Below are 22,913 nucleotides of genomic sequence, written 5' to 3' on the forward strand. Positions count from 1 at the left end.
CGTATACGGGCAGGCTATATCCGGGCAAGGCTGTCCCTGATTCTCATGAGCAGGTCGACGTCGGTGGTCTCGGCCGCCGCGAGCGGCGACCGGTGGTGGATCAGCCCGCGGTCGGCGAGTTCGCCGAGGAGCAGGGTCATCGGGGTGAGGCGGATGTGCATCCGCGCCGCTATCTCGGCGACCGCCCGCCCGCCCGGCTCCGCGCACATGGCGAGGATCTCCCGCCACTCCGTGGGCAGTCCGAGTCCGGCGAGCGCGTCCTCGGCCACCGCCGCCGTGATCGTGGTGTCCATGGTGAGGACGGTGTGCGCAGCGGCCGTACGCCCGTCGGTGAGGGCGTACAGCCGCGTCCGGCGCCGGCTCGCGGGCTGTGGCTCGTCCTGCGGCATTACGCGGTCGGCACCTGGCCGCGCTCGGGGGTGCCGAGCCACTCGCCGAGTGCCTGGGCGGTCCGGACGGCCTCGCCGCCCAGCTCCCCGAGCCTCGCCTTGCGGGAGGTCACCACGATGAGCGTGCTGCCCTCGCCGCAACCGACGATGCAGAGGTACCGGTCGTCCATCTCGACGAGCTGGCGGATGACGCGGCCGCCGTCGACCTCCCGGGAGATCGCCTTCATGGTGGCCGCGATGCCGGAGGCGGCGGCCGCCATGCGGTCGGCCTGGTCCTCGTCCAGCAGGTACGCGCTGAGTTTGATGCCGTCGTTGGACAGGAGCACCGCTCCCTGGATGCCGGCGATCCTGCTCAGGTTGTTGTCCAGGACGCTGTAGATCATTTCGTGTGCTGAGGTAGTCATGGCCGATCCCGTCGGAGCTCTTCTTCCACTGTCTGGGTCCCGCGTTCGTAGTCCGCCCAGGCGTCCGCCACCTCTTCCGGTGTCGCCGTGTCCTGCCGGACTGCCGTCTCCGGGGTGCGGGGCGCGCGCAGCTGCTCGGCGATGTGCGTTTGCGGGACGCGCTCGGGCAGCGCCGGCCGGGCGGGGGCGGCCGCGAGGGCCGGCCGGACGGCCGGCGCGGGGGCCGGGGCCTTCGTACGGCGGCTCGGCAGACCGGCGGCCGTGAGCGGGGCCGGCTCGGGCACCCGTTCCTCGGCGGTCCGCGGCGCCGGGACGGCGGCGGACGGTCGCGGGTCGGGTTCCGGCTCGGGCGAGAGGGCCACGGGTACGGGCCCGGTCGCGCGCGGGAGCTCGCGCGGTGCGTCCGCCACGGTCGCCGGGAGCGCCGGGGTCGTCGGGGTCCTCAGGGTCGTCGGGGTGGCCATCAGCAGCTCTCCGGGGACGACGACCACCGCCGAGGTCCCTCCGTACACCGACCGCCGCAGGGTGACGGTCGCCCGGAGCTGGTCGGCGAGGTGTCCGACCACGAAGAGGCCGAGCCGGTGCGCGTTCTGCGCCAGGACGGAGTACGGCGGGGCCTCGTGCAGGCGCCCGTTCATCTCCTCGTACCGCTCGGGGGACACCCGCGGACCGCGGTCCTCGATCTCGATCGACAGCCCGTCCGCGACCAGTTCGGCGCGGATGACCACCTTCGACCGGGGCGGGGAGAAACGGGTGGCGTTGTCCAGCAGCTCCGCGAGCAGATGGCTGATCTGGCTGATCGCCTGCGGTTCCACGCTTGTCTCGTCCAGGGCCTGCCGCTCGATGCGCCGGAAGTCCTCGACCTCCGCGGCGGCTTCGCGCAGCAGGTCGGCGATGCGCATGGGCTCGGTGTGCGGGTCGGGGACCTCGCCGCCGGCCAGGATGAGGAGGTTCTCGATCTGCCGCCGCATGCCCACCGTCAGCTGGTCGGCCCGCATCAACTGGGCGAGCAGTGCTTCGTCGTGGCCGAAGGTGTCCTGGAGGTCCTCGGTGAGGCTGAGCTGGCGGCTGACCAGGTTTCCGGTGCGCGAGGCGATGCCCGTGGCGAACATGCCGAAGCCGTGGCGCTCGGCCGCGAGCTGCCGGTGCCCGTCGACGGATACGGCGACGGTCCGGGCGAAGGCGTCGCTGATGCGTCCGACCTCGTCCCGGTCGCCGCGCACCGCGGGCAGGACGCCGTCGTCGACGGACTGCCCGCGCTGGAGCCGGGCGACGACGTCGGGGAGGGTCTCCTCGGCGACGGTCACCGTGCGCTCGTGCAGATCGCGCAGCCGGCGGAGCACCGAGCGCGTGGTGAACACCACGATCACCACGACGACCAGCAGCCCGCCGCCGCTCACCCCGATCAGCCAGGCGACCTCGGTCTCCAGCTCGGCGGCCTTGGCCTCGCCGCGCATGAGGACCTTCCGCGCGCGGTCGATGTTGAGCGTGGCCATCTGCACCGAGAAGTTCGCGTGCGCGGCCCGCCAGCCGCCGACCTCGGCGGGCAGCTTGACGCCGGAGTCGACGTCCGCGTGCTTGGAGATGATCGCGTTCTCGATGCGGAGCTTCGTCTGCCACTCCGAGGAGGCGACGATCCGCTCGTAGAACCGCAGGTCGCCTTCCGGCAGGTACGGCACGATCCAGGTCTCGTACAGGTGCCGGTGGGCTCCGACGGCACTGATGAACTGGTCGAAGCCGGCGGCGTTCAGCTGCCTCGACGGCCCGGCCAGGGACAGGAGGGTGTCCTCGCGGGCCACCATCTCGGTGGCCACGAGCATGGCCACCACGGGCCGGCTCTCCTGGACGATGTCGGCGTCGTCCGCGTGGCTGAACTCCCGCTGGTACGCCTGGATGACCGCGTCGATCACCCCGGTGTAGTAGGCGAGCGTGGCGTCGGCGCCGCCGGTGTGGGCGTCCGCGCGCTGGCGGTACGCGGCCAGCCCGTCGAGCCGTTGGGTCACTTCCTCGAACGATCCGTTCGAGGAGTCCGCCAGCCGACGGAATTCGGCCGCGCCCCGGTCCGTGGCCTCCCGCCGGTTCCGCAGCTCGTCCTCGGCCCCGGCGGCGCCCGCCCAGAGGGCGGCGGTCATCGTGCGCTCGGACTGCATGTCGACCATGAGCGTGTACAGCGGTGCGCCGACCTTCTCGGCGGCCGCGACATCGGCCCGCAGGTGCTCCGACTGCGTCAGCAACCGCTCGGCGGTCAGCGTCACTTGGGCGCCCATCGCCACGGTGGGGACCACTGCCAGCCAGACGAGCAGGGTGCGCAGGCGCACGACGCGCCGCCGGCGGGCCGGCGACTTCCCTCGTACGCCTTCGGGTTCTATGGGAGACATCGGACCTCGGGAACAGGGGCGGGAGGGGCAGCCCGACAGCCGGACCGGGCCCGATCATATCCAGCCACAATGAAGAAACAGATAGGTGTCTTCCGCGACCAAAGCGTGCTATCGGCGACGGATCATCGCAGGCGAGAGACAAGATCGGAACCCAACCGCGACGTCTCCGACACCGGGGCGGCGGGCCCTCCCGACCGGCAGGGGGTCGAAAGGGCCCGCGGCGCGCGGGTGTCGCGGCTCGTCAGCCGCTCAGGACCTGCCCCACCAGGACCGGCCCTGGGCGGTGCGGATGTCGGTCACGCTCGCCATGCCGTCGTCGTTCGACGGCCCGCTGTGGGGCTGCAGCCCCTTCAACCGGGCCCGCCACGGCCCGTCCGCGTACTCCAGCTGCACGAGGACCGGGCCCTCGGGCAGGGGCACGGCCTCCCGCCGCTTGCCGACTTCGCTGACGACGTTCTCTTCCTCCGGAAGCCCGGTGGGGTCGTCGTGCCCCGCCAGTTCATAGAAGTTGACCTTGAGGTAATCGTCGCCGCGGTACTGGATGACGAGGTCTGCCGTTCCGCCGGTGTGCAGCAGGACGTCGGGGCCGCCGCCCTCCAGCTCCTCCTCCGTGAGGTGCGTCGCCGCGGCCACCGGCAGTACCCGCAGCTGCCACGGGCCTTCCGCCTTCAGCTTCAGCCGCAGCCGCCCGCTCCCGGGGACTTGGGTGAGCACCCGGCCCCGGTAGTTCTCCTCACAGCTGCTGATGAGGTTGTCACCCTCCTTGTTGAACCGGGTGAGGGGCCACAGGCCCGTGTATCCGTCGCCCCGGATGGCGAGTTCGACGATGACCGGCCCGGGCGGCAGCCCGTCCACCGTGATCACGTCGTTGTCCCGGCCGGTCTGCGCGTACGGCTCGAAGACGCCACCGAACGACCAGTGCGGCGCGGGCACCTCCGGCGCGGGTTGCGGAGCCACCACCGCGGGCACCGGGACCGGAGCCGGAACCGGAGGGTAGACGGGGACCGGAGCCGGAACCGGAGGGTAGACCGGGACGGGAGCCTGAGCCGGGGCGAAGCCCGGAGGCGGGACCGGAGCCGGGGCCGGAGGCGGAGCGAAGACCGGAGCCGGAGCCGGGACCGGGCCGGGGGCCGGGGCGAAGGCCGGAGGCGGGGCCGGGGCCGGGGGCGGGGGCGGGGGCGGAGCGAACACCGGAGGCGGGACCGGAGCCGGGGCCGGGGCGAAGACCGGAGCCGAGACCGGGGCCGGGGCCGAGGGCGGAGCGAAGACCGGGGCGGGGACCTGGAACGGCACCGGGGCCGGGACCGGAGGCGGGGCCTGGACCGGAGGCGGGGCCTGGACCGGAGCCGGAACCGGAGCGGCAGTCGGAACCGGAGCGGCGGTCGGCGCCGGTCCCGCGTCCGCCACGTCCACTCCGTGGTCCGCCACCAGCCCCGCGAGGCCGTTCAGGTATCCCTGGCCCACCGCACGGAACTTCCAGCCCCCGGCCCGCCGGTACAGCTCCGCGAGGACCATCGCCGTCTCCCCGCCGGCGTCGGTCACGTCGTACCGCGCGACCGACGTACCGTCCGGCGCGAACGACTCCACGGACAGCCCGTGGACGTCCCGCATCGCGCCGCTCTCCGTCGACCCGACGACGACGACGCGGACGATCTCCCCCTCGATCGCGGTGAGCGCGGCCTCCAGCCACGCCGTGCCGTTGTCGTCCCCGAGCAGCCGCACCGCGCCCGACGGGTGGACCGGCGCACCGTGGAACACGATGTCCCCGTCCCCCCGGACCCTGCCCTGCTCCGTCAACAACAGCGCCGATACGTCCAGCCCGTTCCGCACGGCGACCCGCAGCGGCACGGTCGGAACGAAGGCATTGCCCCCCTTGAGCATCATGTCCCCTCCCCTGAATCGATCACTCGATGATCTTCGGCCTTCCCGGCCCGGGCGACAAGACGCGGGGGCAGGGCCGGAATCACCCCTTGCGTACCACGAGTAACGGCCTTTAAGGTCACCGGACTTGAAGAACGGGAGGAACCATGGAAAGCGACAAGGCACCAGAGGACGACACCCGAATCAAGCCAGAGATCAAAAAGGTGGCGGTCCGCGACGAGGACAGGAAGCGCGACCGGATCACCATCGACAAGCGACCGGCGTCGTCCTGACCGGGCGGGAGTCGGCGCCCGGCGTGGCAGTGCGGACGCCGGGCGCCGACGCCCCGTACCGGGCTGCCGTTCGGGCGACCCGCCAGGCGGGAAGGACCGCATGCGCGTTCATCTGGTGACCATGCCCTGGCAGCCGATCGACCTGCCCTCGCTCCAGATCGGCCTGCTGCACGCCCTGCTGACCCGCACCCGGCCCTCGGACGAGGTCCGCGAGTTCCACGGTTCGCTGCGCTGGGCGGAATTCCTGCTGGAGCGGACGGACGGACTGCTGCGCCCGGCCGACCACGCCGAGGTGGGCAGCGACTCGATCTTCGACGGGCTCGGCGACTGGGTCTTCTCGGGCGTGCTCTACGAGGACGCCGACTGGGGTGTCGCGCGGCTCGGTGCGTACGCGGAGCGGCGCGGGATCCCGGTGGACAAGGCGCGCGCCATGCGGGTCCACGCGGCGGAGTTCGTCTCCCGCAGTGCGTCGGAGATCCTCGCGGAGGACCCGGACGTCGTCGGGTTCACCAGCACGTTCATGCAGAACGTGTCCTCGCTCGCGCTCGCCGCCGAGCTCAAGCGCCGCCGCCCGGGCCTCACCGTGGTCTTCGGCGGCAGCAACTGCGACGGGCCGATGGGCCATGCCCTGCACCGCAACCACCCCTTCGTCGACCATGTGGTGCGGGGGGAGGGCGAGTACGCGTTCCCCGCCCTGCTGGCCCATCTGGACGCCGGGACCCCGCCCGTCGACGTACCGGGCCTGTGCTGGTGGGACGGCGGGACCTCGCGGGCGAACGAGGAGTCGCGCCGTACCGTGGCGCCGCGTGACATCGCCTCGCCCGACTACGACATCTGGCAGGCGGAGCTCGACGCCTCCCCGGTGGCCGAGTACGTACGCCCGAAACTGGTCGTGGAGGGCGCGCGCGGCTGCTGGTGGGGCGAGAAGCACCACTGCACGTTCTGCGGTCTCAACGGCTCGGCGATGGCGTTCCGCGCCAAGCCCGGCGAACAGTTGTGGGCCGAGGTCGACCGGCTCGTGCGGCGGCACCGGATCCTCGACATCGTCACGGTCGACAACATCATCGACATGGCGTACTTCACGGACTTCCTGCCGCTCGCCGCCGACAGCGGCTGGGACCTCCTGATGCATTACGAGGTGAAGTCCAACCTCACCACGGACCAACTGGCGCTCCTGGCCCGCTCGGGCGCGGTGCACATCCAGCCGGGGATCGAGAGCCTCAACAACCGCGTCCTCGACCTCATGGACAAGGGCGTCACCGGCTCCCGCAACGTCCGCACGCTCCGGGAATGCGCCGACCAGTCGCTCACCTGCACGTGGAACTACCTGTACGGGTTCCCGGGCGAGACGGCGGACGACTACGACGCGGTCGTCGACCAGTTCCCCGCGCTCGTCCACCTGCAGCCGCCGGGCGGCGCGTTCCGCATCCAACTGGAGCGGTTCAGCCCACACTTCGCCGATCCCGCCCTCGGTTTCGCCGAGCGGACCCCTGCCGAGATGTACGGCCACGTGTACGACCTCCCCGAGGAGGAACTGGCCGATCTGGTCTACCTCTTCGACACCCCGCCCCGCGGGATCGGCGGGAGCACGGAGCAGCGGCTCGCACGGGCCGTCGAGAACTGGCGCTCCGCGCACGCCGGTTCGACGCTGCTGATGGAATCCGGCACCGACGGGGACGATGAGCTGCTGGTGCACGACCGGCGCCGCGGATGGCCGGCCCGCACGCACCGGCTGACCGGCTGGGAGGCCTCCGCGTTCCGGCACCTCGGACACGGCCGCTCCGAGCCCGCCCTGCACCGGCTCCTCACCGAGGAGGGACATCCGGTCGCCCCGGGACGGCTCGCGGAGTGGCTCGGCGAGTGCGTGTCCCTGGGCCTGCTGTTCTCCGACGGACGGTCGTACGTGTCGCTGCCACTGCGGAACGCTCCGGTCCGCACCCTCACCGAGGACGCCGAGGCCGGGGCCGGGGCCGACGCCGAGGCGGTGACCATATGACCGGCGGGCAGCTCGTCATGGACGAGCCGCTGTCACTGGGCGCGGGCGGACGCGGCACGGCGGACGCCGTGCGTTTCCTGCGCGAGTGCCAGAGCGAGGCGCGCACGGTGCGCTGGGTCCCGGACACCGACGCCCTGCCCTTCGACACGGGGCTGCTGCACCACCTCCCGCCACCGGCTCCCCCGCCCGGCGCCCCGGTCGGGTCCGACGAGGCGGCCGTATGGCGGTCCCGGTACGCGTACGGCCTGCTCTACCACCGCCGCGGGCCGGATTTCGTGACGGTCATGGACCGCCGGGATCCCTCGGCCGCGGCCCGGTTCACCATCGACCAGCCCGTACTGCTCGCCGCTTTCCTCGCCGTGCAGGAACCCACGGCCCTCGGCGAGCTCGACGCGGCGCACCGCGAGGCCCTGTCCCTGCTGGCGGGCGAGCGTCTCGTCCTGGTCACGCAGGGATGGGCGGTGGCACTGCCGCCGCGCCTGCGCCGCTGGCCCGTCCCCTGCACGAGCGTCTGACCCGTGACCTCGTCGCCGCCCCGGCCCTCGTCCACGGCCGCCGACCCCGGTGTCACGCCGTGGGGTGTGCTGCGCCGGCACCGCCCGTTCCTGCTGCTCTGCGGCGAACAGGCGGCCAGTTCCGTCGGCCGGCAGATCACCGCGCTGGCACTGGCGCTGCTGGCCGTGACCCGGCTGGACGCGGGCCCGTTCGGGGCGTCGGTGCTGCTGGCCCTGACCTATCTCCCCGGCGCCGTGCTCAGCCCCCTCGCCGGTGTGCTCGCCGACCGGGCCCGGCTGCGCAGCCTGGCCGTCACGCTCACCTCGCTACAGGTGGTGGTCGTCGGCTCGGTCCCGCTCGCCGGGGCGCTCGGGAGCCTGCGCCTGTCGCACCTGTACGCGGTGGCCGCCCTGTCGGGCACGCTGACGTGGACGCTCTCGGTGGCACTGCAGGCGGCGCTGCCCCGGGTGGTCCGGCCCGAGCAGCTCCTGGCCGGCAACTCGGCTCTGACCGGCGCCCGCACGATGGGCCAGATCGGCGGGCCCGCCCTGGGCGGCGTCCTCGTCGGCTTCGCCGGGGCGGCCCCGGCCCTGCTGGCGGGCAGCGCCGCCTACGCCGTCGAGGCCCTGCTGCTGTTCGCCCTGCCCGCGTCGCTGAACCGACCGGCCGAGTCCACCGGACGCCGGGGCCCCCGGCTCGCCGCGCTCCGCGAGGGGCTCGCGGTGGTCCGGGCGGAACCGGTGCTGCGCCGGCAGGTGCTCGCGGGCGCCGGGTTCAACCTCGGCAGCGGCGCCGCGGACGCGCTCTTCGTCGTCTACGCCACCCGGGAACTCAACCTCCCCGCATGGCAGTTGGGGCTCGTCTACGCCTCGTTCAGCGTCGCCACCGTCGCCGGAGTCCTCTTCGCGGGCCGGTTCGCGACCTCCATGGAGCTGTACCGGGCGACACGGATCTGCGCGGTGGTGGCAGCCCTCGCGATCTTCCTGGTCCCGGCGGCCTCGCTGGGGCTCGCCTTCCCGGCGCTGCTCGCGTACCAACTGCTCTTCGGCATCACGGCGACGGTGTGGGCGATCTCCATGACGACCACCCAGCAACTGATCGCCCCGCCCCACCTCCAGGGCCGCGTCGCCGGTTTCGCCCAGGCGGCGCTCCTGACGACCGTCCCGGTCGGGGCCCTGTCCGGAGGCGCGCTGGCGGCCTGGCTGGGCAACGTCCCGGTCCTGACCGCCGCGGCGACGACGGCCCTCCTGGCCGCGTCCTGCTTCTGGCTGCCCCACCGCACCGCCACCACCGCACGACCGCCCGCCCCACGTTGACCGGCTCCCGACGGGCCTTGGGCCCGGCGGGAACCGGAACGGTTCAGCTCGCCCCGCCGCCCGGGGTCAGCCGCAGGGAGATCGAGTTGATGCAGTACCGCTGGTCCGTGGGGGTCGGGTAGCCCTCGCCCTCGAAGACGTGGCCCAAGTGCGAGCCGCACTTCGCGCAGCGGACCTCCGTGCGGACCATGCCGTGCGAGGTGTCGGCGATCAGCTCGACGGCCTCGGTGTCCTTCGGGTCGTAGAAGGACGGCCAGCCGCAGTGCGACTCGAACTTCTCCGTGGAACGGAACAGCTCGGAGCCGCAGCCGCGACAGGAGTAGACGCCCTCCGTCTTGGTGTCGGTGTACTCACCCCGGAAGGCCGGCTCGGTGCCCGCGAGTCGGAGCACCTGGTACTCGGACGGGGTCAGCTCGGCCTGCCACTGCTCGTCCGTCTTCTGGACCTCGTACGACATGACGTTCCCGCTCCCTCGGTTCCCTCAGTTCGACAGACGGGCGAGGATCTGGGGTCCCAGATCCGTGACGTCGCCCGCGCCCATCGTGAGAACGAGATCACCGGGCTTGGCCATTCCCGCGATGACGTCGGCGACGGCCTCCTTGGAGTGCTCGGCGGTGACGTCGGCCCCGGCGGCGCGGGCCGCGGCGATGATGATCTCGCTGGTGATGCCCGGGATCGGGTCTTCGCGGGCCGGGTAGATGTCCAGGACCACGGAGGCGTCGGCCAGGGAGAGGGACTGGCCCATCTCCTTGCCCAGTTCCTGGGTGCGGGAGAAGAGGTGGGGCTGGAAGACGACGAGGATCCGGGAGTCCCCGGCGGCGCCGCGGATGGCCTCCAGGTCGGCGGTCATCTCGGTCGGGTGGTGCGCGTACGAGTCGATGACCTGCACTCCGGCGGCCTCGCCCTTGAGCTGGAGGCGGCGCTTGACGCCGGTGTACTTGCCGAGCGCGGAGGCCAGGTTGTGCGCCGGGATGCCGAGGGCGACACCGGCGGCGAGGGCGGCCACCGCGTTGTGCGCGTAGTGGCGGCCGGGGACGGAGACGGTGAAGGTGAGCATGCGGCCGTCGATGACGACGGTGACCTCGCTGGTCAGACCACGCGGGGTGATCTTGGTGATGCGGACGTCGGCCTCGGGCTCCTCGCCGTACGTGACGACGTTCAGGCCCTCGCGGCCGGCGACGCGGCGGGCGATCTCGGCGGCGCCCTCCTGGCCGTGGGCGACGACCAGGGTGCCGCCCGGCACGACCTTGCCGACGAAGGTCTCGAAGGACTCGTGGATCTCGTCCATCGACGCGTAGTTCGCGTGGTGGTCGAGCTCCGCGTTGAGGATGATCGCGACCTGCGGGGTGTACTTGTGGAAGCTGCGGTCGCTCTCGTCCGCCTCGGCGACGAAGATGTCGCCCTCGCCGTGGTGGGCGTTGGAGCCGGGGGCGTCCAGGTCGCCGCCGATGGCGTACGAGGGGTCCAGGCCCAGGGCCGAGAGGGACACCGCCAGCATCGAGGTGGTGGTGGTCTTGCCGTGCGTACCGGCGACCGCGATCGGCCGCAGCCCGTCCATCAGGGCGGCGAGGGCGTCGGAGCGGTGCACGACGGGGATGCCGAGCTCGGCGGCGCGGGCCAGCTCCGGGTTGTCGGCGCGGATGGCGCTGGAGACGACCACGCAGGTGGAGTCGGGGTCCAGGTGACCGGCGGCGTGCCCGATGTGGACCGTGGCTCCGTGGGCGCGCAGCGCCTGGGCGGTCTCGGAGTCACGGGAGTCGCTGCCGGCCACCTTCGCGCCGCGCTGGGCGAGGATCTTCGCGATGCCGGACATGCCGGCGCCGCCGATGCCGATGAAGTGGGGCCGTTCCATGGCGGTCGGCAGGCCGGGCTTCATTCAGGTCGCTCCAGGATCGAGTGCGGTGTGCGTCGTACGTCCGCCCCAGCCTATTCGTTGTGGGCGAAGAGCTTGAGCACCGGAACGCCGACCTTGTGGCGGGCCCGGGAGGCCCAGTCCCGGTGGAAGAACTCCTCCACGAAGTGCGGGGCGGTCAGGACGATCACCTCGTCGGCGCCGGTCTCCTCGACGACGGACTTCAGCTTGTCGAGCGGATGGTCCTCGATGATCTGTCCGATGACGTTGGCGCCCTTCTTCCGCAGGGCCTCCATGGAGTACTCGAGTGCCTGCTCGGCGGGGCCCCGGGCGGCCGCGCCCTCGGGTTCGTCGCCCTCGTGAATGGCCTCGGGGAGCTCACCGAGCGCTACGTCGTCGATGGCCCGCAGCAGCCGGTCCTGGTCGCCGCGGGGTTGCATGAGGACGACGAAGGAGACCGAGTCGTCTCCGTGCAGGGTGGTGACGAAGTCCACGTCCACCGCGGTCAGGGGCTGCTCGATCATCAATACGCTCGTGAACACGGACGCCCTCTCCTTCATGGGCCGAGGCCGGCTGGCCGGCCCCCTGCGGAAACCATCCTGCCCCGCTCTCGCGCGGGGCCATGCGCAGATATATGTGCCCAGGTTCGTACCCTGCGGAAGCTAACCGGAACGAGAAATTCCGCCTTTGTCAGATCCGACGGTAACGCGTGAAGAGGAACCCGGCCTCTTCCAGCAGACAGGCGGGCGCGAGCCGGTGCGGAACCGTGACGGACGGTCCTCCGGCGATCCGCTGGGCGCCACCCGCCGTGAGCATCGGGGAGATCGTCAGGCACAGCTCGTCCAGGGCGTCGGCGGCCACGAACTGGCCCAGCAGCCGGGGACCGCCCTCCGTGAGCTGGCGGCGCAGCCCCCGCGCGGCGAGCTCCCGGACGACCCGGGCCGCGTCCACGCCCTCGCCTTCACCGGCCACCACGACCTCGGCCCCGGCCTTGAGGGCCTGCGCCACCCGCCCGGCGGGCGCGGCGGCGCCGGTGACCACCAGGGTGGGCACCAGGGGGGAGGTGAAGAGGGGGAGGGTGAAGTCCAGGTCCATGCTCGCGGTGACCACCGCGATGGCCGGGGCCGGGCCCTGGCCGGCGGCCGCGCGGCGGGCCGCGAAGGCCTCCCGGGCCCGGGCCGGACGGTAGCCCTCCTGGCGAACCGTTTCCGCTCCGACGACCACCACATCGGCCAGCGCCCGCAGGGTGCCGAAGATCCGCATGTCGGTCTCGTCGGAGATGGGCTGTGAGCGGCCCTCGTGCTGGGCCGCGCCGTCCAGGGTGGAGACCATGTTCGCCCGCAGCCAGTGGTCTCCGGGGCCGAGCGCGGGGTAGGCGTAGGCCTCCGCGAGCTCGTCCAGGGACCACTCCCGGTCGGCCGGGGCCTGGGGGGAAGCGGGTGTCTGATCGGTCACAGGGAACAGGCGTCGCATCGGTGCAGTCTGACACGCCCCGTAGAGTTAAGGGCTGTGCCGACATCACTCTCCGCCCCCGGTTCCGCCTCCGGCCGGCCCCCGATAGCCGACGCGGGCCCGCAGGCACTGTGCGCCCGCGAGCCGCGCGTGCCCGCCGAACGGCTGGTGGCCGAGATGGTCCCGCCGCCGCGTTTCGACTCGGTGCGCTTCGATACGTACAACCCGGACCCGACGCAGCCCAGCCAGTCCGAGGCCGTCACCGTGCTCAGCGGCTTCGCCGCGGGCCTCGGCGGGGCGCACGCGAGCGGCGCCGCGAAGAAGCGGTGGTTCTCCAAGAAGCCGGCCGCCCCCACCGCCCCGCGCGGGGTCTACCTCGACGGCGGCTACGGCGTCGGCAAGACCCACCTGCTGGCCTCGTTGTGGCACGCCACCCCGGCCGAACCCGCGCTCAAGGCCTTCGGCACCTTCGTGGAGCTGACGAACCTGGTCGGCGCGCTCGGCTTCCAGCAGACCGTGCAGACCCTGGGCGGGCACCGCCTCCTGTGCATCGACGAGTTCGAGCTGGACGACCCGGGCGACACCGTCCTGGTGTCCTCCCTGCTCAGCCGCCTCGTCGAGCAGGGCGTGGCACTGGCCGCGACCTCCAACACCCTGCCCGGCAAGCTCGGCGAGGGCCGCTTCGCCGCCGTCGACTTCCTGCGGGAGATCCAGGGCCTGTCGGCGCACTTCCGGCCGCTGCGCATCGACGGCCAGGACTACCGCCACCGCGGCCTGCCGGAGGCCCCGGCGCCGTTCTCCGACGAGCAGGTCGCCAAGGCCGCGTACGCGACCCCGGGCGCGAGCCTGGACGACTTCCCCCACCTCCTGGACCACCTCGCCAAGGTCCACCCGAGCCGCTACGGCGCGCTGACCGACGGGATCACGGCGGTCTGCCTGACCGACGTGGGCGCGGTGCCGGACCAGTCGACCGCGCTGCGGCTGGTGGTCCTGGCCGACCGGCTGTACGACCGCGAGATACCCGTGCTCGCCTCGGGGGTCCCCTTCGATCACCTGTTCAGTGAAGAGATGCTGAACGGCGGATACCGCAAGAAGTACTTCCGCGCCATCTCGCGGCTCACCGCGCTGGCACGCGACGCGAAGCCCCTGGTGTCCCAGTAGGTTTGGCAACGCCGGGCCCTTCCGGGGGCCCGGCCGTTTCCGCTTCTACGAAGGGATCCACCATGGCCGCCACACGCAACGCCCATGCCGTCTGGGAGGGCGACCTGCTCACGGGCAAGGGCGTCGTCACCCTCGACTCCTCCGGCCTCGGCAGCTACCCGGTCTCCTGGCCCGCGCGCACCGACGAGGCCGCGAACGGGCGGACCAGCCCGGAGGAGCTCATCGCCGCCGCGCACTCCAGCTGCTACAACATGGCCTTCTCGAACATCCTGGCGAAGGCGGGCAACCCCCCGGCCAAGCTGACCACTTCGGCCGCCGTCACCTTCGTGCCGGGCCAGGGCATCACCGGCATCCACCTCACCACCGAGGGCGAGGTGCCGGGCCTCGACAACGAAGCCTTCGTCGCCGCGGCCGAGGACGCCAAGAAGAACTGCCCGGTCAGCCAGGCCCTGACCGGCACCACGATCACCCTGAGCGCCAAGCTCGTCTGACGCGCTCCCCGCTCCCGGCTCCTCCCGCCCGTCGCCGGCGCCCGTGCTCCGGCGGCGGGCGTTCCGGCAGGGCCGGAGGTGTCACCCGCCGCGGGGTGTCACCCGCCGGGGGCGGGGCCGCTGCGGAAGCAGAGCACGCCGCCCGTCAGTCGCGAACCGTCGGCCACGGGGATCGCGGACACGTCCTGCTCCCATGCGGTGCCGCGGAGCGAGGCGGTGAGCCCGACGATCGCCCGGTAGATCCACCAGTGCAGCTCCAGCTGTGCGCGTATGCCGTTGACCAGCGCGAAGGTGGCGGGGTACTCCCTGAGGACGAGGACGGCGCCGGGGTCCATCGTGGAGATGAGCCGGGCGAAGAGCCGCGTCACCTCCGGGATGACGGAAGCGCTGTCGCCGCTGGCATGGAAGTTCCGCCAGAGGAGGGCCGATTCCTCGGCCCTGCCGAAGGAGAGCCGGTACCCGTGGCTGTCCCAGACGCCGATGATCAGATCGTCCAGTACGTGGTTCCCGATCACGAAGTCGTACCCGGCCCAGGAATGCTCCGGACTGAACAGGTCGAGTTCCAGCAGCCGCAGGGCCACCTTCCCGCCGACGGACCGGGGAGCCGCCCACGAGGTGTCCCTGTCGATCCGGGTCAGCCGGCACGCGACGCCGCTTCCGCACAGCGCGAAGGGAATGGTCCGGGAGAAGCCCGGAAGCAGCTCGAGCAGGCTGCTGCCGGGGCGCAGGCCGGTCTCTTCGAGGATCCGCCGCCACACGTAGCTGTCCTGGACCAGCTTCAGGTCCACGGGCGGGTCCACACCGCGCGAACGCCTCATCCAGTGGCGCCGGTCCATGCCGGGGAGATGGGGGTGGAGCAGGGCGGCGTGCTCGGCAAGGCCGCCCGCCCCGTCCGCGGGCGCGCCCTCGGGTTGCCGGCCGTACGAGAACAGCCGGTCCCGCACCACCTCGTCCAGAGTCCGCCCGCCGAGCCACGGGCCGAGCCGGTCCTCGTCAGCGCGGGCGGTCGACGATGCCGAGGACGGCTTCCCGTCCGGCATCGAGCGAGCCGACCCTGATGATCCGCCGGTCTTCTCCCGGCTCTGCTCCGCGGCGGGCACTGTAACGCGATCCTCCCTCCAGCAGTACGACGCTCCTGAGCCCCGCGGCCAACGCCGCGACCGCGTCGGTCTGGGCCTGGTCACCGACGTGCAGTGCGTGCGAGGGGTCGAGTCCGAGGTCCCGCAGCGCGAGCGCGAACATCTCCGGGCTCGGCTTGGGCCGGTATCCGTCACCCGAGAAGTAGCACGTGCGGAAGTAGGGCAGCAGGGCCTGCCGGTCGAGGGCGCCGGTGACCGCGTCCGTAGAGGTCCATCCCGTGTTGGACACCACGCACATGACCAGCCCCGCGGAGCGGAGGTCCCGCAGCATCTCGTGGGCACCGGGGACGACTTCGGGGGGCACGTGCCGGATCGCGTCGTCCACCGCGGCCAGCGTGCGGGCGACGAGTTCCTCGTGGCGCGCGGCGGTGCCGGGACCGGCCAGGGCGTCGAGGACGGACCCCAGGCGCATCGCGGGCGTCACCACCGTGCGTCCGTCGCGGATCCTCGCGGAGAACTCCTCGCCTTCCCCGCGCACGGCCCGCTCGACCGGCTCGCGTTCCACGCGCAGACCGGCGGACACCAGCTCCGCGATGCGCGCGTCGATCTCCTCGCTCAGCTCCACGGCATCCTGCAGGAGGGTGTCCCAGCAGTCGAAGAAAACGGCTTTGATGCTCATGCACTCCGGTCCGTCTGCTCGAGCAGGGTCTGGATGACGGTCTCGGTGCGGTCTCCCGCCGTCCTGACACCGGCTCTCAGGTGCGTGCCGATGTCGGTCAGGTAGGCACGGTACGCATCGAAGTCCGCATCGATGCGGAAACTGGGGAGTTCCTGCGAATCCAGTCCGGCGCAGAAGGAATTGACGTACATCGCACCGTCGTAGACACCAATGGAGTGCGTCAGCAGCAGCGGGGTCTGGGTGACGCTCAGCCGGGACCTCTGGTCGTCACCGAGGCTCTGCGCGAACTCCCTCCAGCGGGCGACGGCGAGCGGGAACTCCTCCCGGACATAGGACTTGTGCCGGTCGTAGTGACCGTTCTCCACCGACTCGTTCGACGGCAGCAGGACATCGACCGTGGTACCGGAGGCGAGCGCCTCGCGGAGCTGGTTGGAGCACAGGTGCACCAGGTACCTCAGCGAGATGCCGGAGACGAAGACGGACTCCTGCGCGTCCTCCACCAGGCTCCGCAGATCCAGGCCGGCCCGGTGGCGCTCCTGCACGTTGTTCCAGAAGGCGACGGTGGAGAAGGGATTGCGGCCTCTGCTGCGGGCGGTGAGGCTGTCGGAGATCCTCCGGCAGGCCGTGGCGACGCTCGCGACGAGGTTCCCGTCCTGCCGCTGCGCGTAACCGAGCAGGGAGACGCCCGAGATGTCGCTCGGCAGGCCGGTGTCCTTGCCCTGCGGGGTGACCATGAAGACCTTGTTGCGGCCGAGCTTGCCGACCAGCAGGCCCATCTCGAAGATCACGTTGTCGCGCGGCACGGACGAACTGGTTCCGCGCATCACCCGCAGGTCGTCCGGCGACAGGACGGCCACCGCGTAGTCCGTGCTGGTGACGATGCGCTCCAGGCTCTCCACGAACGTCTCGCTCGGCTTGAACATGTCGTGGGTCCACAGACTCGGCTCGGTCGTCCGCTCCAACTGCGAGAAAATGGCCTCGGCGTAGGGAAGCCCCTCCGACGACGACGCGATGAACAGTCGTGGTTTGCGCACGATCCCGCCCCCTTGTGACGATCCCCATCCCCATCCCCGCCCCGCACACAACAGCAGGGATCCCCACCGGGCACCGAACGGCAAACCTCGGCGCCCCGGCCGGTCCCGCGCCGGTCCCCCGCCACCACCCGGGTGACCCGACCGCCCCCCGCCTCGCGGCGGCGGCCCCGTCAACGGGCTGCATGGTAGGACGAATCGGTCACATGTCACGTGCCACCGCCGGGAGTTGCCGATGTCCGTCACCCGACGCAGCCTGCTCGCCGCCGGCTCGATCGCCTTCGGCGGGGCGCTCGGAGCCCTGTTCGCCGGCTCCCCCGGTTCCGCCCGGGCCGCGAAGCGGGGGTACGGGCCGCTGCTGCCCGATCCGCGCGGGCTCCTCGACCTGCCGGCCGGCTTCTCGTACCGGGTGCTCTCCCGCGCGGGCGACCCGCTGCGCTCCGGCGAGGGCGCCGTCCCCGCCAACTGCGACGGCATGGCCGCCTTCGGCGCCGGTGGCGGACGCGTGCGGCTGGTGCGCAACCACGAGAACCGGGCCACCGCCGCGCTGCGGGTGCCCGCCGTTCCGGGGCTGACGTACGACCCCCGGGCGCTCGGCGGCTGCACGGTCCTGGAGCTCGGCCCGGATGGACGGGTCACCGCCGAGCGGGTCGCCCTCGCCGGCACCGCCGTCAACTGCGCGGGCGGCCGCACCCCCTGGAACACCTGGCTGAGCTGCGAGGAGACCGAGGACCGGGCGGGCACCGCCGGGTACGCGCGGGACCACGGGTACGTCTTCGAGGTGGACCCCGCCGACCCGTACCGCTCGGGAGCCGTACCGCTCACCGCGCTGGGCCGCTTCGCGCACGAGGCCGTCGCCGTGGACCCGTACCGGGGGGTGGTCTACGAGACCGAGGACGCCTTCGTCCGGCCGTTCGGACTGTTCTACCGCTTCCTGCCGTCGGTGCCGCTCGGGGGGCTCGGCTCGCTGCGGGCGGGGGGCCGGCTGGAGGCGCTGCGCGTGCCGGGGCTGGCGGACCTGTCGGTGGTGGACGAGCCCGGGGCGGAGTTCCCCGTGGAGTGGGTGCCGGTCCCGGACCCCTCGGCGGCCGGTACCCCGATCCGGCACCAGGACTTCGGGCCGGGCGGGATCACCCACGCGCAGAAGCTGGAGGGCTGTTACTGGGGCGGCAGCGCCGGCGGGGGGATCTACTTCGTGTCCAGCTTCGCGCGCCGCGGCGAGGGTGCGGCGGCCGACCACCACGGCCAGGTGTGGTTCTACGACCCGCTGCGCGGCAGGCTCCGGCTGGACGTGCGGTTCGGGCCGGCCGCGGACGTGGCGCTGCCCGGGGACTCCCCGGACAACATCTGCCTCGCCCCGGACGGCGGCCTGATGGTGTGCGAGGACGGCGGCGGGGTGCAGTACGTCTTCGGCGTGACGGTGGACGGCGAGGTCTACCCGGTGGCCCGCAACGCGGACGACGTCGGACGGCCGGGCGCGGCGGAGTTCGGGGAGTTCGCCGGGGTCACGTTCTCCCCCGACGGGCGGACGATGTACGTCAACGCGTACGCGCCGGGGACGACGTTCGCGGTCACGGGGCCGTGGCAACGCCGTTGACCTCGCGATCCGGTCCGATTTACTGCAAGATCGGACGGAATCAACGGGATTGGGGCAACAGCGGTGGCCAAGGGCAAGCACAAGGAGCGCACGGAGTCGGCCGACGGGCCCGCGGGCCCGAAGAAGACGAAGGCGGGCGGTACGGCGGGCACGAAGAAGGACGAGTCCGGGCCGGAGGGCGAGCGCAAGGCGGGCCGGGACGGCGGCGGGAGGAAGGGTGCGGCACCCGCGGCGGCCGGGGCACCCGCGGCGGCCGCAGCGGCCAAGGGCGGGGGCGGGGTGGTCTCCGTGCGGGAGGCGCTGCGGGCTCCCCTCGGGACGGGGATCGATCTGGCCGGCTTCGATCCCGGCGCGATCCCCCTCGGCCCGGCCGACAAGGCGGCCGGACTGGCGGCCACCGCCCAGCTGGCCGGGCGGCTGGCCTCACTCCAGGAGCGGCTCTACGCGGCGAGCACCGCCGGCGACCGGCGCCGTGTCCTGCTGGTGCTCCAAGGCATGGACACCAGCGGCAAGGGCGGCACCGTCAAGCACGTCATCGGCCTGTTCAACCCCTCCGGCTGCCGCATCCGGGCCTTCAAGGCACCCACGCCCGAGGAACAACGACACCCCTTCCTCTGGCGCATCAAGAAGGCGCTCCCCCAGCCGGGCGAGATCGGCATCTTCGACCGTTCGCACTACGAGGACGTCCTCATCGCCCGCGTCCGCGAACTGGTGCCGAGCAGTCAGGTCGGCCGCCGGTACGCCCAGATCAACCGCTTCGAGGAGGCCCTCGCCGAGGACGGCGTCACCCTCGTGAAGGTCTTCCTCCACATCGGTTACGAGGAGCAGCGCAAGCGGCTCCTGGAGCGGCTCGACAACCCGGACAAGCACTGGAAGTTCAACCCCGGCGACATCGAGGAGCGCGGCGCGTGGCCCGCCTACCAGACGGCGTACGAGCTGGCGCTGGAGCGGTGCGCCGGCGAGGCCGCGCCCTGGTACATCGTCCCCGCGGACCGCAAGTGGTACCGCAACTGGGCGATCAGCAAGCTGCTGCTGGAGCATTTGGAGGACATCGGTCCGCAGTACCCGAAGGGTGACTTCGACGTGGAGGAGTGCCGCAAACGGCTACTCACCACATAGTCATATATTTTGCCTGCGTGACCATTTCTGTACGCAAAGCGGCGGCCGTGGCCGCCCTCGGTGCCGCCCTCGGTGTCTGCCTTTCGGGTTGCGGCGGCGGGGGCGGCACCGGCACCCCGGGCGCCGGCCCCGAGGCCCGCCTGGGCAGCCCCGCGGCGTCCGCCGCGTCCGCCGCCCCGGGCTCGGCCCCTCCGCCTCCCCCTCTTCCTCCGCCTCCCCCCAGCCCGGCGCCCCCGCCAAGCCCCCCACCATGGCACCCGGCCCGAACGGCCTGACCCCGGTGTTCGAACGGGCCCGGCAGCAGAGCGAGAAGACCGTCGCGCTGACCTTCGACGCCGACATGACCTCCGACCAGGGGCCGCGCGCCGCCGCCGGGGAGCGCTTCGACAACCCGCAGCTGATCTCGACCCTGCGCACCCTCCAGGTGCCGTCGACGATCTTCATGACGGGCCGCTGGGCCGAGGAGTACCCGGACCAGACGAAGTCCATCGGCACGGACCCGAACTTCGAGATCGCGAACCACTCCTACAGCCACCACGCCTTCACGTCCCCTTGCTACGGGCTGCCCGCGCTCGACGGCGCCGCCGCCCGGGCCGACGTGGACCGGGCCTTCGACGCCTTCCGCAAGGCGGGCGCGGTCAACAGCGTCCCGTACTTCCGCTTCCCCGGCGGCTGCTACGACGACGACGCGCTGCGGGCCCTGTCCACGGCGAAGGTCACGGCCGTCCAGTGGGACGTGGTCAGCGGGGACGCCTTCGCGAAGGACCCCGACGCGGTGGCCGAGCAGGTGCTCGCCGGGGTGAAGCCGGGCTCGGTGGTGGTCATGCACTGCACGCGCAGCGCGGCCCCGGTCACCGAGGAGGCCATCCGGAAGATCGTCCCGGAGCTGCGCAAGCGCGGCTACCGGTTCGTGAAGGTGTCCGAGCTGATGGGCACGTAGCCCGCGACTAACCGGAGCAGGCGGTGCGCTGCGCCTCCTGCCATTCGCACACCGGGCACAGCACCACGCCCGGGGTCGCGACCCCGTACTCGGTGGGCTTGCCGCACTGTAGGCAGTCCGCGTAGGGCGGCCCCTCGGCACGGGCCGGGGCCGCCGGGGCGGGGCAGTACGACTCGCTCGCGTCCTGCTCGTCCAACTGGTCCATGTGTACGAGCCTACTCAGCCCCGCCGCGCGGCGACGAGGCACGCCGCCGCGCCCGCGCCGCCCGCCAGCAGCAGCGCGCCCGCCAGCGCCGGCAGGGGCAGCGGTACGTGGCCCGAGCGCGCCGCGGTGACCAGCGCGGACACCGCGCCGCGGGCCGGGGAGCCCGCGAGGACCCAGGCGAGCAGCGAGCCGATGCCCCCGGCGAGCACCGCGTAGCCGCGCCGCCGGACCAGCGGCCGGCTGCACAGGGCCCCGACGGCCGCGCCGGTCAGCGCGCAGGCCGCCACCGCGAGCGCCCCGGCGAGGGCGACGAGGGTGACGGCGCGGTCCAGCTCGGTCCGGGCGGGGGCGTCGAGCCCGCTCCAGGCTCCCCCAGCTACCGCTGGGAGGTGCCCCCAGCCGTGCGGCGCGGGCGCCCGCTGATGCGTCCCTCGGTCGGCCTGTCGATCCCGGCGACGATGCGCAGCAGGGTGGACTTGCCTCCGCCGTTGCCGCCTTCGACCCGGACGAGGGCGCCGGGCGGCAGCTCCAGGCAGACCCCGCGCAGCACCCAGGGCCGGCGGCGCCCGTAGCGCCGGCCCACGGTGGCGAGTTTCATCGCGGTGGGGTTCAGTGCGCGGCCGCCGACTCGGTGAGCTCGCTCGGGCGGACGATGACGAAGCCCTCGCCGCTCAGCTTCAGCTGGACGGCCTCGCCGGAGCCGCCGCGGATCATCGAGCCGACCGACTGGGATCGGTGCAGCCCGGTGTCGAGCCGGGCGCTCCAGCCGACCACCGCGTCCGTGTCCACGTACACCGGGGCCTGGGGGGTGACCGGGATGATGATCGGGTGGCCGTCGCAGACCACGGCGAGCATTCCGGTGCCGGTGAAGAGGCTGTTGAAGAGGCCGCCGCCGGTCATGCCGGCGCCCTTCAGCATCTTGATCTCGTAGGAGAGGGTCGGGTCGAAGCAGAGCACGTTGCGGCCGTTGACGGTCAGGGCGTCGCCGGGCTCGAACTCGATGATGAAGCAGTGGCCGGCCTGGTGCGCGAACCAGGCCTCGCCCTGGCCGCGTACGGACATCAGCGCCAGGCCCTCCCCGGTGACGGCGCGCTTGAGCATGCCGCCGATGCCCTGCCCCTTGCGTTCGAACTGGAGGTTGCCGCGGAAGGCGACCATCGAGCCCTGGCGGGCCAGCATTTCACCGTTGACGGTGTACTTCACCGACTTCGCGTTCTGCAGGATCATGCCGGGCGCGGCAGCCGGCCCGGCCAGGTTCTCGGAGGCGAAAAGGTCACTCTTCATGCCCTCGATCCTCACCCGGCCCAGACCCCCTCGGCATCATCCTGCAGAGGGAGCCTGGCATGCTTGGCAGGATGAGCAGCCAGCACGCGAACGACACTTCAGAGGTACCCGCGGCCGTCCCGGCGGTGGGGGCGGACAGCCCGTTCCGGCAGGAGCACGTCCTGCGCGACGAGGCCCCGCAGTTCGTCCTCCCGCTGGTGGTGCGGATCGAGAAGGCCGAGCCGCCCGCCCGGACGGACGCCCTGGAGACGGCGGCCCGCGCGGTGCTGGTCCTGCTGAGCGACGAGCGGGCGCGGGGCGAGGGCGAGTGGGCCGAGGCCGTGCGGGACTGGCAGGACGCCCGCATCCGCAAGGTGGTCCGGCGGGCGCGCGGGGCGGAGTGGCGCAAGGCCGAGACCCTGCCGGGGGTCACGGTGCACGGTGACGCCTCGCAGGTGCGGGTCTTCCCTCCGGTACCGCTCGACGGCTGGCCGAAGGAACTGGCCAAGCTCCAGGTGTCGGGCACCGACCTCGACGACCCCGAGCCGGTCGGCCCGGACACCGAGCCCGGAGTGCCCGTGCTGTGGCTCAATCCCGACCTCGACATGTCGGCCGGCAAGGCGATGGCCCAGGCCGGGCACGGCGCGCAGCTGGCGTGGTGGGAGCTGACGCGGGCCGAGCGGGGGCTGTGGCAGGCGTCCGGTTTCCGCCTGGCGGTGCGGACGGCCCCGCGCGAGCGGTGGGCGGAGCTGAGCGGGAGCGGGCTGCCCGTGGTCCGGGACGCCGGTTTCACGGAGATCGCGCCCGGCTCCTGCACGGTGGTCGCGGACCATCCGGCGCTCCGGTCCCGCCTGTAGCGCGTCGCGGGCCGGGGAACCTCAAATGTTGCTCTGAACGTCCCTCCCGGCGGGTT

At 72.6% G+C, this 22,913-nt stretch carries 24 protein-coding genes and 1 pseudogene; 10 read left to right on the forward strand and 15 right to left on the reverse strand.

The window, feature by feature from the left end; genetic code table 11:
- Nucleotides 1–14: 14 nt before the first annotated feature.
- The 4 genes from OG625_RS08775 to OG625_RS08790 form a co-directional block, all read right to left on the reverse strand.
- A complete protein-coding gene (locus tag OG625_RS08775; protein ID WP_329378017.1) occupies nucleotides 15–389 on the reverse strand; it encodes a DUF742 domain-containing protein in 375 nt (124 codons plus the stop codon).
- Complete coding sequence (locus tag OG625_RS08780; protein ID WP_329378019.1) at nucleotides 389–793, reverse strand: roadblock/LC7 domain-containing protein; 405 nt, start codon at nucleotides 791–793, stop codon at nucleotides 389–391. The genes OG625_RS08775 and OG625_RS08780 overlap by 1 nt, the downstream gene beginning before the upstream one ends.
- A complete protein-coding gene (locus OG625_RS08785) occupies nucleotides 790–3,171 on the reverse strand; it encodes a sensor histidine kinase (protein ID WP_329378021.1) in 2,382 nt (793 codons plus the stop codon). Before OG625_RS08785 ends, OG625_RS08780 begins: the two co-directional genes overlap by 4 nt.
- A gap of 249 nt (nucleotides 3,172–3,420) precedes the next feature.
- Nucleotides 3,421–5,055 carry a TerD family protein gene (locus OG625_RS08790; protein ID WP_329378023.1) on the reverse strand — a complete coding sequence of 545 codons (1,635 nt, stop codon included), beginning with the start codon at nucleotides 5,053–5,055 and terminating at the stop codon, nucleotides 3,421–3,423.
- Nucleotides 5,056–5,198: 143 nt separating this feature from the next.
- On the opposite strand from OG625_RS08790, the gene OG625_RS08795 reads away from it, so the two are divergent.
- The 4 genes from OG625_RS08795 (at nucleotide 5,199) to OG625_RS08810 (ending at nucleotide 9,131) form a co-directional block, all read left to right on the forward strand.
- Nucleotides 5,199–5,324 carry a hypothetical protein gene (locus OG625_RS08795; protein ID WP_329378025.1) on the forward strand — a complete coding sequence of 42 codons (126 nt, stop codon included), beginning with the start codon at nucleotides 5,199–5,201 and terminating at the stop codon, nucleotides 5,322–5,324.
- Between the two features lie 100 nt (nucleotides 5,325–5,424).
- Nucleotides 5,425–7,320, forward strand: a complete 1,896-nt coding sequence (locus OG625_RS08800) for a RiPP maturation radical SAM C-methyltransferase (protein WP_329378027.1) — start codon at nucleotides 5,425–5,427, stop codon at nucleotides 7,318–7,320.
- On the forward strand, nucleotides 7,317–7,835 hold the full coding sequence (locus tag OG625_RS08805; protein ID WP_329378028.1) for a DUF5825 family protein: 519 nt from the start codon (nucleotides 7,317–7,319) through the stop codon (nucleotides 7,833–7,835). The genes OG625_RS08800 and OG625_RS08805 overlap by 4 nt, the downstream gene beginning before the upstream one ends.
- A gap of 3 nt (nucleotides 7,836–7,838) precedes the next feature.
- Entirely contained in the window at nucleotides 7,839–9,131 is a 1,293-nt protein-coding gene (locus OG625_RS08810) for an MFS transporter (protein WP_329378030.1), read from the forward strand.
- A 43-nt stretch (nucleotides 9,132–9,174) separates the two neighbouring features.
- Here OG625_RS08810 and msrB read toward each other — a convergent pair whose 3' ends face one another.
- From msrB to OG625_RS08830, 4 genes are all read right to left on the reverse strand, one after another.
- Complete coding sequence (gene msrB / locus OG625_RS08815; protein WP_329378033.1) at nucleotides 9,175–9,588, reverse strand: peptide-methionine (R)-S-oxide reductase MsrB; 414 nt, start codon at nucleotides 9,586–9,588, stop codon at nucleotides 9,175–9,177.
- A gap of 24 nt (nucleotides 9,589–9,612) precedes the next feature.
- Complete coding sequence (murC, locus tag OG625_RS08820) at nucleotides 9,613–11,007, reverse strand: UDP-N-acetylmuramate--L-alanine ligase (protein WP_329378035.1); 1,395 nt, start codon at nucleotides 11,005–11,007, stop codon at nucleotides 9,613–9,615.
- Between the two features lie 50 nt (nucleotides 11,008–11,057).
- Nucleotides 11,058–11,525, reverse strand: coding sequence for an indole-3-glycerol phosphate synthase (locus tag OG625_RS08825; protein WP_329378037.1), 468 nt, complete (start codon nucleotides 11,523–11,525; stop codon nucleotides 11,058–11,060).
- Between the two features lie 148 nt (nucleotides 11,526–11,673).
- Complete coding sequence (locus tag OG625_RS08830) at nucleotides 11,674–12,456, reverse strand: pyrimidine reductase family protein (protein ID WP_329378040.1); 783 nt, start codon at nucleotides 12,454–12,456, stop codon at nucleotides 11,674–11,676.
- An 84-nt stretch (nucleotides 12,457–12,540) separates the two neighbouring features.
- Between OG625_RS08830 and zapE the strand changes: the two genes are divergently transcribed.
- Nucleotides 12,541–13,596, forward strand: a complete 1,056-nt coding sequence (zapE, locus tag OG625_RS08835; RefSeq protein ID WP_443067876.1) for a cell division protein ZapE — start codon at nucleotides 12,541–12,543, stop codon at nucleotides 13,594–13,596.
- Between the two features lie 62 nt (nucleotides 13,597–13,658).
- Nucleotides 13,659–14,087, forward strand: coding sequence for an OsmC family protein (locus OG625_RS08840; protein WP_329378043.1), 429 nt, complete (start codon nucleotides 13,659–13,661; stop codon nucleotides 14,085–14,087).
- A 98-nt stretch (nucleotides 14,088–14,185) separates the two neighbouring features.
- On the opposite strand, the gene OG625_RS08845 is transcribed toward OG625_RS08840, so the two are convergent.
- Genes OG625_RS08845 through OG625_RS08855 form a run of 3 tightly spaced genes read right to left on the reverse strand, consistent with a single transcriptional unit; the run spans nucleotide 14,186 to nucleotide 16,879 of the window.
- Nucleotides 14,186–15,127 (reverse strand): hypothetical protein, encoded by a 942-nt coding sequence (locus OG625_RS08845; protein ID WP_329378046.1) that lies wholly within the window; start codon nucleotides 15,125–15,127, stop codon nucleotides 14,186–14,188.
- Complete coding sequence (locus OG625_RS08850) at nucleotides 15,081–15,845, reverse strand: HAD family hydrolase (RefSeq protein ID WP_329378048.1); 765 nt, start codon at nucleotides 15,843–15,845, stop codon at nucleotides 15,081–15,083. The genes OG625_RS08845 and OG625_RS08850 overlap by 47 nt, the downstream gene beginning before the upstream one ends.
- The gene (locus OG625_RS08855) at nucleotides 15,842–16,879 is read right to left on the reverse strand and encodes a TIR domain-containing protein (protein ID WP_329378050.1); all 1,038 of its coding nucleotides are present in this window, start codon (nucleotides 16,877–16,879) and stop codon (nucleotides 15,842–15,844) included. The genes OG625_RS08850 and OG625_RS08855 overlap by 4 nt, the downstream gene beginning before the upstream one ends.
- Before the next feature lie 232 nt (nucleotides 16,880–17,111).
- Between OG625_RS08855 and OG625_RS08860 the strand changes: the two genes are divergently transcribed.
- The 3 genes from OG625_RS08860 (at nucleotide 17,112) to OG625_RS08870 (ending at nucleotide 20,532) form a co-directional block, all read left to right on the forward strand.
- Nucleotides 17,112–18,473, forward strand: a complete 1,362-nt coding sequence (locus tag OG625_RS08860; protein WP_329378052.1) for an alkaline phosphatase PhoX — start codon at nucleotides 17,112–17,114, stop codon at nucleotides 18,471–18,473.
- Nucleotides 18,474–18,752: 279 nt separating this feature from the next.
- Nucleotides 18,753–19,592, forward strand: a complete 840-nt coding sequence (locus OG625_RS08865; protein ID WP_329390527.1) for a PPK2 family polyphosphate kinase — start codon at nucleotides 18,753–18,755, stop codon at nucleotides 19,590–19,592.
- A gap of 250 nt (nucleotides 19,593–19,842) precedes the next feature.
- Entirely contained in the window at nucleotides 19,843–20,532 is a 690-nt protein-coding gene (locus tag OG625_RS08870; protein WP_329378054.1) for a polysaccharide deacetylase family protein, read from the forward strand.
- 7 nt (nucleotides 20,533–20,539) lie between these two features.
- Here OG625_RS08870 and OG625_RS08875 read toward each other — a convergent pair whose 3' ends face one another.
- From OG625_RS08875 to OG625_RS08890, 4 genes and pseudogenes are all read right to left on the reverse strand, one after another.
- A complete protein-coding gene (locus OG625_RS08875) occupies nucleotides 20,540–20,737 on the reverse strand; it encodes a hypothetical protein (RefSeq protein ID WP_329378056.1) in 198 nt (65 codons plus the stop codon).
- Nucleotides 20,738–20,751: 14 nt separating this feature from the next.
- On the reverse strand, nucleotides 20,752–21,024 hold the full coding sequence (locus OG625_RS08880; RefSeq protein ID WP_329378058.1) for a hypothetical protein: 273 nt from the start codon (nucleotides 21,022–21,024) through the stop codon (nucleotides 20,752–20,754).
- A 119-nt stretch (nucleotides 21,025–21,143) separates the two neighbouring features.
- Nucleotides 21,144–21,335 (reverse strand): annotated as a pseudogene (locus OG625_RS08885) (ATP-binding cassette domain-containing protein); the annotation flags it as partial.
- A gap of 11 nt (nucleotides 21,336–21,346) precedes the next feature.
- Entirely contained in the window at nucleotides 21,347–22,021 is a 675-nt protein-coding gene (locus OG625_RS08890) for an AIM24 family protein (protein WP_329378060.1), read from the reverse strand.
- 71 nt (nucleotides 22,022–22,092) lie between these two features.
- Between OG625_RS08890 and OG625_RS08895 the strand changes: the two genes are divergently transcribed.
- Nucleotides 22,093–22,857: a peptidyl-tRNA hydrolase gene (locus OG625_RS08895; protein ID WP_329378062.1), complete on the forward strand. Its 765-nt coding sequence runs from the start codon at nucleotides 22,093–22,095 to the stop codon at nucleotides 22,855–22,857.
- The last annotated feature ends 56 nt before the right edge of the window (nucleotides 22,858–22,913 follow it).

This window comes from Streptomyces sp. NBC_01351, assembly GCF_036237315.1.
Taxonomy (GTDB): Bacteria; Actinomycetota; Actinomycetes; order Streptomycetales; family Streptomycetaceae; genus Streptomyces.

Bases quoted from the DNA above. Each gene is read 5' to 3' on its own strand.
- OG625_RS08775 (WP_329378017.1), bottom strand. From the start codon at position 389: ATGCCGCAGGACGAGCCACAGCCCGCGAGCCGGCGCCGGACGCGGCTG.
- OG625_RS08780 (WP_329378019.1), bottom strand. From the start codon at position 793: ATGACTACCTCAGCACACGAAATGATCTACAGCGTCCTGGACAACAAC.
- OG625_RS08785 (WP_329378021.1), bottom strand. From the start codon at position 3,171: ATGTCTCCCATAGAACCCGAAGGCGTACGAGGGAAGTCGCCGGCCCGC.
- OG625_RS08790 (WP_329378023.1), bottom strand. From the start codon at position 5,055: ATGATGCTCAAGGGGGGCAATGCCTTCGTTCCGACCGTGCCGCTGCGG.
- OG625_RS08795 (WP_329378025.1), top strand. From the start codon at position 5,199: ATGGAAAGCGACAAGGCACCAGAGGACGACACCCGAATCAAGCCAGAG.
- OG625_RS08800 (WP_329378027.1), top strand. From the start codon at position 5,425: ATGCGCGTTCATCTGGTGACCATGCCCTGGCAGCCGATCGACCTGCCC.
- OG625_RS08805 (WP_329378028.1), top strand. From the start codon at position 7,317: ATGACCGGCGGGCAGCTCGTCATGGACGAGCCGCTGTCACTGGGCGCG.
- msrB (WP_329378033.1), bottom strand. From the start codon at position 9,588: ATGTCGTACGAGGTCCAGAAGACGGACGAGCAGTGGCAGGCCGAGCTG.
- murC (WP_329378035.1), bottom strand. From the start codon at position 11,007: ATGAAGCCCGGCCTGCCGACCGCCATGGAACGGCCCCACTTCATCGGC.
- OG625_RS08830 (WP_329378040.1), bottom strand. From the start codon at position 12,456: ATGCGACGCCTGTTCCCTGTGACCGATCAGACACCCGCTTCCCCCCAG.
- OG625_RS08840 (WP_329378043.1), top strand. From the start codon at position 13,659: ATGGCCGCCACACGCAACGCCCATGCCGTCTGGGAGGGCGACCTGCTC.
- OG625_RS08845 (WP_329378046.1), bottom strand. From the start codon at position 15,127: ATGCCGGACGGGAAGCCGTCCTCGGCATCGTCGACCGCCCGCGCTGAC.
- OG625_RS08850 (WP_329378048.1), bottom strand. From the start codon at position 15,845: ATGAGCATCAAAGCCGTTTTCTTCGACTGCTGGGACACCCTCCTGCAG.
- OG625_RS08860 (WP_329378052.1), top strand. From the start codon at position 17,112: ATGTCCGTCACCCGACGCAGCCTGCTCGCCGCCGGCTCGATCGCCTTC.
- OG625_RS08870 (WP_329378054.1), top strand. From the start codon at position 19,843: ATGGCACCCGGCCCGAACGGCCTGACCCCGGTGTTCGAACGGGCCCGG.
- OG625_RS08875 (WP_329378056.1), bottom strand. From the start codon at position 20,737: ATGGACCAGTTGGACGAGCAGGACGCGAGCGAGTCGTACTGCCCCGCC.
- OG625_RS08890 (WP_329378060.1), bottom strand. From the start codon at position 22,021: ATGAAGAGTGACCTTTTCGCCTCCGAGAACCTGGCCGGGCCGGCTGCC.
- OG625_RS08895 (WP_329378062.1), top strand. From the start codon at position 22,093: ATGAGCAGCCAGCACGCGAACGACACTTCAGAGGTACCCGCGGCCGTC.